At 68.4% G+C, this 11,986-nt stretch carries 15 protein-coding genes and 1 pseudogene; 11 read left to right on the top strand and 5 right to left on the bottom strand.

Features of this window, described 5'->3' with window-relative positions:
• Positions 1-28: 28 nt before the first annotated feature.
• From dapA to AC1RN0_RS10295, 4 genes and pseudogenes are all read left to right on the top strand, one after another.
• Positions 29-913: a 4-hydroxy-tetrahydrodipicolinate synthase gene (dapA, locus tag AC1RN0_RS10310; protein ID WP_492787345.1), complete on the top strand. Its 885-nt coding sequence runs from the start codon at positions 29-31 to the stop codon at positions 911-913.
• Complete coding sequence (gene smpB, locus AC1RN0_RS10305; RefSeq protein WP_492787344.1) at positions 913-1,380, top strand: SsrA-binding protein SmpB; 468 nt, start codon at positions 913-915, stop codon at positions 1,378-1,380. The genes dapA and smpB overlap by 1 nt, the downstream gene beginning before the upstream one ends.
• 18 nt (positions 1,381-1,398) lie before the next feature.
• Positions 1,399-2,172 (top strand): hypothetical protein, encoded by a 774-nt coding sequence (locus AC1RN0_RS10300; protein WP_492787343.1) that lies wholly within the window; start codon positions 1,399-1,401, stop codon positions 2,170-2,172.
• Between the two features lie 129 nt (positions 2,173-2,301).
• Positions 2,302-3,069 (top strand): annotated as a pseudogene (locus tag AC1RN0_RS10295) (SPFH domain-containing protein); the annotation flags it as partial.
• On the opposite strand, the gene AC1RN0_RS10290 reads toward AC1RN0_RS10295, so the two are convergent.
• From AC1RN0_RS10290 to AC1RN0_RS10275, 4 genes are all read right to left on the bottom strand, one after another.
• Positions 3,012-3,275, bottom strand: a complete 264-nt coding sequence (locus tag AC1RN0_RS10290; RefSeq protein ID WP_492787509.1) for a GFA family protein — start codon at positions 3,273-3,275, stop codon at positions 3,012-3,014. The pseudogene AC1RN0_RS10295 and the gene AC1RN0_RS10290 sit on opposite strands and share 58 nt — an antisense overlap.
• A gap of 101 nt (positions 3,276-3,376) precedes the next feature.
• Positions 3,377-3,952: a uracil-DNA glycosylase gene (locus AC1RN0_RS10285; protein ID WP_492787508.1), complete on the bottom strand. Its 576-nt coding sequence runs from the start codon at positions 3,950-3,952 to the stop codon at positions 3,377-3,379.
• 106 nt (positions 3,953-4,058) lie between these two features.
• Positions 4,059-4,352: a hypothetical protein gene (locus AC1RN0_RS10280; protein WP_492787342.1), complete on the bottom strand. Its 294-nt coding sequence runs from the start codon at positions 4,350-4,352 to the stop codon at positions 4,059-4,061.
• Positions 4,353-4,427: 75 nt separating this feature from the next.
• Entirely contained in the window at positions 4,428-5,036 is a 609-nt protein-coding gene (locus AC1RN0_RS10275) for a LabA-like NYN domain-containing protein (RefSeq protein ID WP_492787341.1), read from the bottom strand.
• A 12-nt stretch (positions 5,037-5,048) separates the two neighbouring features.
• Between AC1RN0_RS10275 and folK the strand changes: the two genes are divergently transcribed.
• The 3 genes from folK to AC1RN0_RS10260 all read left to right on the top strand — a co-directional run bounded on the left by folK (position 5,049) and on the right by AC1RN0_RS10260 (position 8,292).
• Positions 5,049-5,567 (top strand): 2-amino-4-hydroxy-6-hydroxymethyldihydropteridine diphosphokinase, encoded by a 519-nt coding sequence (gene folK, locus AC1RN0_RS10270; RefSeq protein WP_492787340.1) that lies wholly within the window; start codon positions 5,049-5,051, stop codon positions 5,565-5,567.
• Between the two features lie 74 nt (positions 5,568-5,641).
• Entirely contained in the window at positions 5,642-6,001 is a 360-nt protein-coding gene (gene rpoZ / locus AC1RN0_RS10265; protein WP_492343503.1) for a DNA-directed RNA polymerase subunit omega, read from the top strand.
• Between the two features lie 83 nt (positions 6,002-6,084).
• Positions 6,085-8,292, top strand: a complete 2,208-nt coding sequence (locus AC1RN0_RS10260; RefSeq protein ID WP_492787339.1) for a RelA/SpoT family protein — start codon at positions 6,085-6,087, stop codon at positions 8,290-8,292.
• Positions 8,293-8,508: 216 nt separating this feature from the next.
• On the opposite strand, the gene AC1RN0_RS10255 is transcribed toward AC1RN0_RS10260, so the two are convergent.
• Complete coding sequence (locus AC1RN0_RS10255; protein WP_492787338.1) at positions 8,509-8,940, bottom strand: NUDIX hydrolase; 432 nt, start codon at positions 8,938-8,940, stop codon at positions 8,509-8,511.
• A 264-nt stretch (positions 8,941-9,204) separates the two neighbouring features.
• On the opposite strand from AC1RN0_RS10255, the gene pyrE reads away from it, so the two are divergent.
• The 4 genes from pyrE (at position 9,205) to lepB (ending at position 11,967) form a co-directional block, all read left to right on the top strand.
• Positions 9,205-9,786 carry an orotate phosphoribosyltransferase gene (gene pyrE, locus AC1RN0_RS10250; protein ID WP_492787337.1) on the top strand — a complete coding sequence of 194 codons (582 nt, stop codon included), beginning with the start codon at positions 9,205-9,207 and terminating at the stop codon, positions 9,784-9,786.
• Positions 9,787-9,899: 113 nt separating this feature from the next.
• Positions 9,900-10,661, top strand: coding sequence for a pyridoxine 5'-phosphate synthase (locus AC1RN0_RS10245; protein WP_492787336.1), 762 nt, complete (start codon positions 9,900-9,902; stop codon positions 10,659-10,661).
• Complete coding sequence (acpS, locus tag AC1RN0_RS10240) at positions 10,658-11,077, top strand: holo-ACP synthase (RefSeq protein ID WP_492787335.1); 420 nt, start codon at positions 10,658-10,660, stop codon at positions 11,075-11,077. Before AC1RN0_RS10245 ends, acpS begins: the two co-directional genes overlap by 4 nt.
• Before the next feature lie 89 nt (positions 11,078-11,166).
• Positions 11,167-11,967, top strand: a complete 801-nt coding sequence (gene lepB, locus AC1RN0_RS10235) for a signal peptidase I (protein ID WP_492787334.1) — start codon at positions 11,167-11,169, stop codon at positions 11,965-11,967.
• Positions 11,968-11,986: the final 19 nt, after the last annotated feature.

Below are 11,986 nucleotides of genomic sequence, written 5' to 3'. Positions count from 1 at the left end.
GCGGCGATCTCACGGCTTTTTGCAAGGCATGGTCCAGTTTCCCTTCAAGGGCGTCTTCCCCGCCCTGGTGACTCCTTTTCGCGACGGCGCGGTCGATGAGGCCGCGTTCGTCGCGCTCGTCGAGCGGCAGATCGCCGGCGGCGTGCACGGCCTCGTGCCTGTCGGCACGACCGGCGAGACCTCGACCCTGAGCCATGACGAGCACAAGCGCGTCGTGGAGCTCTGCATCGCCACGGCGAAAGGCCGGGTGCCGGTCATCGCCGGGGCGGGCAGCAACGCCACGGCCGAGGCGATCGAGCTGGTGGCCCACGCCAAGGCGGTCGGCGCCGACGCGGCCCTGTGCGTCACGCCCTACTACAACCGGCCCAGCCAGGAGGGCCTCTACCAGCACTACCGCGCCATCAACGACGCGGTGCAGCTGCCGGTGTTCGTCTACAACGTGCCGGGACGCACGGCCGTGGACATCAGCAACGACACCCTGGCCCGGCTCGCCTCGCTGCCCAACATCATCGGCATCAAGGACGCGACCAGCGACATGACGCGGGTCAGCCTGCAGCGGCTGATGTGCGGTCCCGAATGGGTCATGCTGGCCGGCGACGACCCCACGGCCCTGGGTTACATGGCCCACGGCGGCCACGGCTGCATCTCGGTCACGGCCAATGTGGCGCCCGAGGCCTGCGCGGCCTTCTTCAACGCCTGCATGGCCGGCGACTGGGCGGCGGCGCGCGACTGGCAGGACCGTCTGGTCCGCCTGCACAAGGCGCTGTTCATGGATTCCTCGCCGGCCCCGACGAAGTTCGCCCTGGCGCACCTGGGCCTGTGCACCGAGGACTGCCGCCTGCCGATCACCCCCTGCGCCGACGCGATCAAGCCGGTGATCCTCGACGCCATGCGGGAAGCAGGCGTGATCTGATGACCCAGGTCGGCAAGACCATCGCCGAGAACCGCCGCGCGCGGTTCGACTACTTCATCGACGACGTGGTCGAGGCCGGCATCATGCTGACCGGAACCGAGGTGAAGAGCCTGCGCAATGGCCGGGCCAACATCGCCGAGTCCTACGCGGCGGTCGAAGGCGACGAGATCGTCCTGATCAACGCCGACATCCCGCCCTACAGCGGCGGCAACCGTTTCAACCATGAGCCCCGGCGGCACCGCAAACTGCTGCTGCACCGCAAGCAGATCGGCAAGCTGATCGGCGCGGTCCAGCGCGAGGGCCGCACGATCATCCCCCTCAAGCTCTACTGGAACGAAAAGGGCCTGGCCAAGCTCGAGATCGGCCTGGCCAAGGGCAAGAAGCTGCACGACAAGCGCGAAACCAGCGCCGAGCGCGACTGGCAGCGCGACAAGGCCCGCCTGATGAAGGGCGACCGGACGGGGTAGGGGGAAATGCGGCGCCTGGTGATCATTGTTCTGGCCGGCCTCCTGCTGGGACTCCCTGCCCGAGAGGCCCAAGCGCAGGCGCAAACCGAGACCCGCCCCCGGTCTTTCGTCATCCACCCGGTTTTCCTGACCGATGATGTGAGGTCCGCGCGCGCGGGCGAACCCCTGTTCGTTCAGCCCGCCACCGCCCCGACAGGCGCGGAACTGGGCGCAGACGTTCGCCCGCCCTTTCTCTTCTCGTTCGGTTCCTATGCCGCAGGAACGCGGATGTACGGATCCGGCCTGACCTTGTTGAACTACTGCGCCAATGCGGGGGGCAGCACGGCCTGTTTCGCTGCAGCGGGCGATGAATTGATCCTGGTTGCGGACTGCACGACCGCACCTTTCGGCTTCGAGGTCCTGGTCTACCAGTGCGGGCCGATGAAGGTCCTCAAACCTGCCGTCCCGTTCAAGCGCCTCAAAGCCTTCGACGGACCGCACATGCAGTTCGCGGTCATGTTCGAGGCGAAACAGGTCGGCCCCGGCGGGAGCTATCGCGCCTCGCTCTATCCCGCGCTTCAGTCAGGCGCCAAATGGCATCGCATCGGTCGAGAGTTCGCCGTGGGCATGGTCCGCCCGAACGCGCCGGTTCACCTGGTCGGCGAAGGCGTGGATGTTGAAGTCCTCGGCGTCGATGACGATGGCGTCGTCAGCTATCGGGTTCACAAGACAATGCCCTGGCAACTCGCCGAGATTCAGCTCTCGGTGACCACGGTGACCAGCTATCACGTCGTGACGATCTACGGACGATAGCGCGACCGGCAGGTCTTGGGCCCCCAATCAATTGAGGTCGGCGGCCCGGACGGGCGGGGCGACTCATGACTTGATACCCGCCTCACGGGCAGCGCCGGACCGACCGGCGGCCCGTCCAGGGAGGGACGCATGAGCGACAGTGGTCATCGGATTTCGAGGATTTCATCCGACGCGCCCCGCGTGGCCCGCCTCGGCCTGACGGTCGCGGCCCTGGTGTTCGTGCTGGTCGGCGGCGGCTGCACGGTCACCGCCTGCAGCACCACGGTCGAGAGCGGCGAGGCCGGCATCAAGACCACCAAGTTCGGGCGCAATCCGGGCGTCCAGCCGACCGAGCTTCGGCCCGGCTGGCACTGGAAGGGCATCGGCGAGAACATCATCATCTATCCGACCCGTCAGCGGACCTACAGCTACACGCGCGAGCCCAATTCCGACGGCAAGGAGAACGAGGAAATCGCCTTCGCCGACCAGACCGGCCTGCCAATGACCGCCGACGTCAACCTGACCATCCGCGTGCGCGACGACCGCGCCGCCGAGCTCTACGCCCGCTGGCGCCAGCCGTTCGACGACCTGCTCGACGGCCAGATCCGCAACGACGTGCGCTCGGCCATCGCCAAGGAGACCGAGCAGGTGCCTGTGTCCTGCAACCTCAACCCGGTGACGACCGGCTCGGGCGTCTCGCCGACCCCGGCCGCGTCGCCGGCCGCCGCGACGCCCTGCACCGGCTCGCTGATGGGCGCCGGCCGCCAGGTGGTCATCCAGCGCGCCTTCCAGCGCGTGCGCAGCAAATGGGCCGCCGAGGGCGTCGAGATCAGCCAGATGGAGTGGGTCGGCACGATCCGCTATCCGCCGAGCGTCACGGCCGCCGTGGAGGCGCGCACCCAGACCGAGCAGCGCACCCTGGCCGCCCAGCACGGCGCGCCCTTCGGCTCGGTGAACATCCAGCTCAGGCAATGCGGACAGAAGTTGTGCCGCAGGTCGGGGTTGTGCAGCCCGCCGATCACCGGCTCGCCCGCCGTCACCGCGAAGCCGGCGGTCGGGATGGCGATGCTGAGCGAGAAGGCGCTGGCGCTCATCTTCTGGCAGCCGGTGCAGTGGCAGGCCATGGTCAGCATCGGCGGCGCGGTGATCGCGAACCGCACCTGGCCGCAGCGGCAGCCGCCGGTCCAGGGCAGGGGAGTCTTCATCGGCCTCGCTCCGTTCGGGGTTACGGTTCCAGCAACGCGCGGACGCGCAGGAAGATCGCCTCGAACATGGCCGGCGTCAGCCGGCCGGTGTTCGTGTTGAGCCGCGAGCAGTGATAGCTGTTGATCACCGTGTAGGGTCCCGCCGTGAACTGCGAGCCATGGCCCGGCTCGCCCAGCGAGGCCTTGAGCCCCATGGCCCGCAGCACGCTGCGCCGGGCCACGTCGCCGAGGGTGACGATGACCTTCAGGTTCGGCAGTTCGGCCAGCTTGTTGGCGAAGAACGGGCTGCAGGTCTTCTCTTCCGAGGTCTCGGGCTTGTTCAGCGGCGGGGCGCAGCGCACCACGTTGGTGATCATCGCCCCAGTCAGCGCCAGGTCGTCCTCGCCGTTCGGATCATAGTGTCCGGTGGCGAAGCCGGTCTTCTTAAGGGTGTCGTAGAGGAGCCAGCCGGCATGGTCGCCGGTGAACGGCCGGCCCGTGCGGTTGGCCCCGGTGCGCCCGGGCGCCAGGCCGGCGATCAGCAGCCGTGCGGCCGGGTCGCCGAACGACGGCGCGGGGCCGTTCCACCAGTCGGGGTTCTGCCGGCGGTTCTCCATCCGGTAGGCGACAAGGCGCGGGCACAGCGGGCAGTCGCGCGGCGGTTCGGAGGCGCTCACGGCGCTGTCCAAGGGAGGCCGTCCTTCAGAACTGGATCGGGTCATGTCAAAGCGCCCGCTCTTTCTTGCGCGCGCGCTTCACGACGCCGCTCACAACAATGGTCAAGACGAGCAGGGTGATCCCGAAGATCAACGGCGCGATCTTGATGGGAAACGGCAGCTCTATGTCGATCCCGTGCCCATCGGTTCGGGAATCCAGTTCGATCAGGCCGTACGAGGCCAGCATCGACGCCATTCCGACAAAATAGCAGGCGCCCCTGAGCCACACCCATTTGGCGTGCGGACCCCGATAGGCCTGAAACTCGGCCTCCACGCCCTTAAGTCGTTCTTCGATGTTCATGCGAGCTGCTGGTCCGGACGAGGCAAGGCCCGGCTGGCCACGCCACGGCCCTTGTGTCCGCTGCGGTGATGTCTCTCAAACCTCATCGTCAGCCTCGATCTCCGCGCGCGAGCGGGCAGGGGGGTCGGCGAGGAACCTCGGCTGATGTACGCGTTGCGGCCGGCCGATGATGTCGCCGAGGTCGGCGAGGTCGACAAAGGCGTCGCACTGCCGGCGCAGGTCGTCGCTGACCATCGGCGGCTGCGACTTGACGGTCGAGACCACGGTCACCCGCACCCCCTTGCGCTGCACGCCCTCGACCAGGGCGCGGAAGTCGCCGTCGCCGCTGAACAGCACCAGATGGTCGGCCTTGTCGGCGATCTCCATCATGTCAACGGCGATCTCGACGTCCATGTCGCCGCGCCACCGCTTGCGGCCCTGGGCGTCGGTGTACTCGCGGGCCGGCTTGGTCACCACGGTGAAGCCGTTGTAGTCGAGCCAGTCGACCAGCGGCCGCAGCGGGGAAAAGTCGTCGCCGTTCTCGGCCAGGGCGGTGTAGTAGTAGGCTCGGATCAGCACCCCGCGCTTGCGGAACTCGTCCAGCAGCTTGCGGTAGTCGATGTCGAAGCCCAGCGCCTTGGCCTGGGAATAGAGATTGGCCCCATCAATGAACAGCGCGAGCCGGTCTGTCGGGTAAAACGTCATCTTTTCAAATCCTTGAACGCAATATCACATCTTAAATCGGACGAATCCGTCGTCATCGCCCTCGGCGGCAATCTAGCGGGAGCGCACGGCTCCTGCGAGGCCCTGCTCGACGCGGCGCTGGCCTGTTTTCCCTCCCACGGGCTCACGGTGACGGCGCGGTCGGGCTGGTGGCGCTCGGCGGCCTGGCCGGACCCGTCGGCCCCCGCCTTCACCAACGGCGTGGCGCTGGTCGAGACGGTTCTCACCCCGGCGGAGACTCTGACGGCGCTGCACACGATCGAACGCGCGTTCGGCCGGGAACGCCACGAAGCCAACGCCGCCCGCACTCTCGACCTCGACCTGATCGCCCATGGCCGGCAGGTCCTCGACACGCCTGGCCTGCGACTGCCGCATCCCCGGGCGCATGAGCGGCTGTTCGTCATGGGCCCGTTGGCGCAGATCGCCCCGGACTGGATCCATCCGGTGACGGGCGAGGCCGCGGCGACGCTGGCGGCGGCCGCGACCGTGGGGCGCGACGCCACACCGGCCTGATCGCGCTTGCGGCGTTGCACAATGGCGCGCAAAACTCTATGTACCCCGGTCCCACCGGAACCAGAGAATCCAATATGGCCCGCGTCACCGTCGAAGATTGCGTCGAGAAGATCCCCAACCGCTTCGGTCTGGTCCTCGTCGCCGCCCACCGCGCCCGCGCCATCTCGGCCGGTTCGGCGCTGATGGTCGACCGCGACAACGACAAGAACCCGGTCGTCGCCCTGCGCGAAATCGCCGACGACGTGGTGGACAATGACGGTCTGAAGGAAAGCCTGATCGGCACCCTGCAGCGCGTGGACGAACGGACGGAAGCCGAGGAAGAGGCCGAAACCATCGCCCTGCTGTCGGATCCGACCCACATGCAGATGAGCGAGCAGGAACTGATCCGCGCTCTGCAGAGCGACCGCGACGGCGGTCAGGAGGAGCGGTACTGAGTCCGGAAGGCCCAGAACCGACTGATATCCTCGAGGCGGCCCCGGCCGCCCCACCCACAAGCACGCCCTCGGAATCGCCTGAAATGGCGGCGCGTTCGGCCGCCCGCGCCAGAGCGTCCGGGCCGAAGTTCCTGCGCCAGTACGAGCTGATCGAGCGGGTCCGGGCCTATGACCCCACCGCCGACGAAGGCCTGCTGAACCGCGCCTATGTCTATGCCGTGCGCATGCACGGCTCGCAGACGCGGGCCTCCGGCGACCCCTATTTCGCCCACCCGATCGAGGTGGCCGGCATTCTCACCGAGTACCGGCTCGACACGGCCTCGATCGTCACGGCCCTGCTGCACGATGTCATCGAGGACACCCACGCCTCCAGCGCCGACATCAGCGAGCTGTTCGGCCCGGAAGTGGCCGAACTGGTCGAGGGCGTCACCAAGCTGTCCAAGCTGGAACTGGCCGCCGAACATGCCCGCCAGGCCGAGAACCTGCGCAAGTTCATCCTGGCCATCTCCAAGGACGTGCGCGTCCTGATGGTCAAGCTGGCCGACCGGCTGCACAACATGCGCACGCTCGGCTTCATCAAGAGCCCGGCCAAGCGCGAGCGGATCGCCCGCGAGACCCTCGACATCTACGCCCCGCTGGCGCGCAACATCGGCTGTCACCGCATCTGCACCGAGCTCGAGGAACTGGCCTTCGAGCACCTCAACCCGGTCGCGCGCAACGCCATCCTGCGCCGGCTGGAGGCCATGCGGGTCGACCAGGGCAAGGCCGTGCAGCAGGTCAGCGGCGACATCAGCCGCATCCTCGACGCCGAACACATCCCGGCCCGCGTGTTCGGCCGCGAGAAGCATCCGTTCTCGATCTGGCGCAAGCTGCAGCGCAAATCGATCGGCTTCTCGCAGATGAGCGACATCTACGCCTTCCGCGTGATCGTCGACACCGAGGACGACTGCTACCGCGCGCTCGGCCTTATCCACCGCCAGTGGCCCTGCGTGCCCGAGCGGTTCAAGGACTTCATCTCCACGCCCAAGCGCAACAACTACCGCTCGCTGCACACCACGGTGATCGGCCCGCGCGGCATGCGGGTCGAGATGCAGATCCGCACCGAGGTGATGGACCGCGTGGCCGAGGACGGCGTGGCGGCCCACTGGCGCTACAAGAACCAGTCCTACGGCTTCGACCGCGAGGCGATGGAGGCCGAGGGCGGCCGCGATCCTCTGGCCAGCCTGCGCCAGCTGGTCCAGGTGCTGGAGCACGGCGGCGACTCCGAGGAACTGGTCGAACACGCCAAGATGGAGCTGTTCCTCGACCAGGTGTTCGTCTTCACGCCCAAGGGCAAGCTGATCACCCTGCCGCGCGGCTCGATGCCGCTCGACTTCGCCTACGGCGTCCACACCAACGTCGGCGACACCACGGTCGGGGCCAAGATCAACGGCGAGCTCAAGCCGCTGCGGACCGAGCTGGCCAACGGCGACGTGGTCGAGATCGTGCGCGGGCCCAAGCCGGCCGTGCTGCCCGACTGGCGCTCGCTGGCGGTGACCGGCAAGGCGCGCTCGGCGATCCGCCGCCACATCCGCCAGACCGAGAAGGAGGAATTCCTCCGTCTCGGCGTCGCGGCCATGGACCAGGCCTTCGCCCGGGTCGGCAAGACGCGCTCGGGCGTCACCCTGCGCGGGGCGCTGGAACGGTTCGCCGTCGCCAGCGAGGACGAGCTGTTCGACGCCGTCGGCCGCGGCCGCGTGACCCCGGCCCAGGTGCTGGAAGTGCTGTTCCCGGGCCTCAAGGATTCGGAAAAGGCGGCCGTCAGCGCCCGTCGGCGCATCACCGACGGCCGCGACGCCCATGACTTCGTCATCGGCGACAAGGTTCGCGTCGGATCGATGATCCGCTTCGCCACCTGCTGCCGGCCGGTGCCGGGCGACCGCATCGTCGGCATCTCGGTCGACAAGGCCATCGAGGTGCACGCCATCGACTGCCCGACGCTGGAACAGTACGACGAGCGCCAGGACCTCTGGCGCGACCTGCACTGGACGGCCGAGGCCGAGCGCAACACCGTCTCCCGCACCCGCCTGCGCGCGACGATCCGCAACGCGCCGGGCGTTCTGGGCGAGGCCTGCACGATCATCGGCGAGACCGGCGGCAACATCGTCAATCTCAACATGCACCACCGGAGCGACGACCATTTCGACGTCGACTTCGACCTCGACGTGAAGGACGCCCGCCACGCGACCAACATCGTCGCCGCCCTGCGCGCCAACCCGTCGATCGAGACGGTCGACCGCGCCAAGGGATAGGCGCCCTGCTCGGGCGGATCAGAGAGCTTCTGGGAAGACTGGGCGACGACATTGCCCGGGAGTCCCGGGAATGGATGATCCGCTGTGATCGCTGTGGCCGCGAGCGATCCATCTGGTCAACGGGCGGTATCCGCTACAAGGCCTTCGGAAAAAAGCGAACGGTGGGACACTGCGCCGGCTGCGGAACGCTCCGGACCATGACCATCTACCACCCGGTCAAGGCGCCAATTGCCTGAGCGCCGCCACGGTCGCCGCGGTCAGCGGCGAGGGCAGGGCGTCCAGCGGGAACCAGCCGCAGCCGCCCAGCTTGTCGGGCTCCAGCACCACCGGCTCGCCGACGCAGTCCTCCACCAGATAGACCGGCGCGACCCAGTGGCCGCCGTCGCCCAGGTCGATGGTGTCGGCCACGCACAGCAGCCGCCCGGGCGTGATGGTCAGGCCCAGTTCCTCGGCGATCTCGCGGGCGCAGGTCTGGCGCGTGGTCTCGCCCCAGTCGGTCTTGCCGCCCGGCAGCCCCCAGAACCCGGCCTCGGGCTCCTTCAGCCGTTTAACGAGCAGCAGCGCGCCGTCGCGCAGGATCGCGGCGCCGCAGCCGACGCGGGGGATGGGGTGGGACTCGGACATGCGTGGTTCGTAGTCTTTCGCCATGCGCCAATCCAGTCGCCGTCATCCTTGGGCCTCGCGCCCAGGATCCCTCTCGACGGGTTCCGCCTGTGCGTCCTTCGACACACAGCCTGCGGCCGCTGCTCAGGATGACTTGCCGTTGTATTCGTCATCCTGAGCAGCGCTCGGAGAGCGCGTGTCGAAGGACGCACCCTGCCGCCGAACGAGGGATCCTCGGGACAGGCCCGAGGATGACGGGATTGTGGTGATGAGGGTGACGAACGCGGACGACACCGCTATCTAACCGCCATGACCCAGGACGACGTTCTCGACGAGTTCCGCGCCGCCGACGCGCTGCGCGAAGGCCACTTCGTGCTCTCCAGCGGGCTGCACAGCCCGGTGTTCCTGCAGAAGAACCTGGTGTTCGCCCAGCCCGACCGCTGCGAGCGGCTGTGCAGGGCGCTGGCGGAGAAGATCATCGCACAGGTCGGCCAGCCGGATGTGGCCATCAGCCCGGCCGTCGGCGGCATCATCCCCGGCTACGAGACGGCGCGGCACCTGAAGGTCCGGTCGCTCTACGTCGAACGGGAGGGCGGCGCCTTCAAGCTGCGCCGCGGCTTCTCGATCGAGCCCGGCGCGAAGGTCGTGATGGTTGAGGACATCGTCACCACCGGCCTGTCGTCGCGCGAATGCATCGCCGCCATCAAGGAAGCCGGCGGCGAGGTCATCGCCGCGGCCTGTATCGTCGACCGCTCGGGCGGCCGGGCCGATGTCGGCGTGCCGTTGATCGCGCTCGCGACCCTCGACGTTCCGGCCTACGAGGCCGACAAGCTGCCGCCCGAGCTGGCCGCCATCCCGGTGCAGGACCCGGGCAGCCGCCGGCTGCGATAAATCCGCCCCTCATCCCGGCGAAGGCCGGGAGCCAGGCTTTTTCTGGGACGCGCGGCGCTCTACATAAGGCGCCTGGGTCCCAATCTTCATCGGGACGAGCGGATCCTATTGCGATGAACAGCCTGCGCCTCGGCGTGAACATCGACCATGTGGCGACCATCCGGAACGCCCGGGGCGCCAGCTATCCCGAGCCGCTGCGCGCGGCGGATCTCGCCCTTGCGGCCGGCGCGGACGGCATCACCGCCCACCTTCGCGAGGATCGCCGGCACATCTCCGATCGCGACATCGACGAGCTGTCCGACCTCTGCCTCAAGCGCGGCAAGCCGCTGAACCTCGAGATGGCGGTCACCGACGAGATGCTTGGCATCGCCGTGGCCCACCGGCCGCACGCGGCCTGCCTGGTGCCCGAGCGCCGCGAGGAGGTCACCACCGAGGGCGGTCTCGATGTGGTCGGCGGTCTGGGCCGCATCGCGCCGGCCGTGCAGCGCTTGCGCGAAGCCGGCTGCCGGGTGTCGCTGTTCATCGAGGCCGATCCGGCCCAGATCCGCACCTCGGCCGAGATCGGCGCCCAGGTGATCGAACTGCACACCGGTTCCTACTGCGACGCCTTCCGCGCCGGGGAGGCCGACCGGGCCGAAACCATCCTGCAGCGGCTGCGCGCGGGCGCCCGCCAGGCCGCCGACCTCGGACTGGAAGTCCACGCCGGCCACGGCATCGACTTCGCCACGGTCCGGCCGGTCGCCGCCATCCCCGAACTGATGGAGCTGAACATCGGCCACTTCCTGATCGGCGAGGCGATCTTCACCGGCCTGGCCCCCGCCATCCAGCGCATGCGGGCCCTGATGGTCGCCGCCCGCGCCGAGTTGGCCGCGTGATCATCGGCATCGGCTCGGATCTGAGCGACATCCGGCGCATCGAGAAGACGCTGGAACGGTTTGGCGACCGGTTCACGGCTCGCACCTTCACCGCCATCGAGCGTGAGCGGTCCGAGCGCAAGGTCAACGCCCAGGGCGGGCGCGCGGCCAGCTACGCCAAGCGGTTCGCGGCCAAGGAGGCCTGCGCCAAGGCGCTCGGCACCGGCGTGCCGCGACGTGGCGTCCACTGGGCCGACATGGGGGTGATCAATCTGCGCAGCGGCAAGCCGACCATGGCCCTGACCGGCGGCGCGGCCCTGCGGCTGGCCGAGATCACGCCCGAGGGCATGGTCCCGGTGATCCACCTGTCGCTGACCGACGACCATCCCTACGCCCAGGCCTTCGTCATCATCGAGGCGCTGCCGGCGTCGACGTGACGACGAGTTAACGGGCGCGGCGTTACGCGCTATCCTACAACCCGGACCTGGGCGGGGGCGCCCGAACCTTTCTGGAGCCAGCGCGTCGCATGACCGAGGCCGTCGAGACCGAAGCCGAATCCGCGTCGACCGAAGCGCAGGACAATGCCGCCAGCCGCGAGGAGATCCTCGAGACGGTCAAGACGGTGGTCTATGCGCTGCTGATCGCGCTGCTGCTGCGCGTCTTCCTGTTCCAGCCCTTCACCATTCCCTCGTCGTCGATGCGGCCCAACCTGCTGATCGGCGACTATGTCATCGTCTCGAAGTTCAGCTACGGCTACAGCCGCAACTCGATCCCGTTCAGCCCGCCGCTGTTCCACGGGCGGCTGTTCGCCGGCGTGCCCAAGCGCGGCGACGTGGTCGTGTTCAAGACCCCGGCCGAGGGCCACAAGGACCTGATCAAGCGCCTGATCGGCCTGCCGGGAGACGAAATCCAGGTGACCAATGGCGTGCTGTCGATCAACGGCAAGCCGCTCAAGCGTGTCCCGGCCGGCCTGGCCGAGGGCGATTCGGAAGCCTGCCCGAACCTCGCCACCCCGGCCCGCTATCTCGAGACCAACCCGGCCGGCCGCAGCTACATCACCTACGACTGCGGCGACGGCCCGCTGGACAATACGCCGGTCTATCTGGTGCCCGAGGGCAGCTACTTCTTCATGGGCGACAACCGCGACAACTCGCTCGACAGCCGCGTGGCCGCGGAAGCCGGCGGCGTCGGCTTCGTGCCGGCGGAGAACCTGATCGGCAAGGCCGAGACGGTGATGGTCTCGTGGAAGGAGGGCTCGGCCCTCTACAAGCCCTGGACCTGGCTGAACCTGCGCTGGAACCGCTTCTTCCACTCGCTGCGCCACTAGGGGCGCGGCGCGGGCGGCC

Source organism: Caulobacter sp. GW821-FHT12F03, assembly GCF_058806855.1.
Note: the sequence above shows the minus strand (reverse complement) of the source record. Positions and strands in the feature narration are given on the sequence as shown.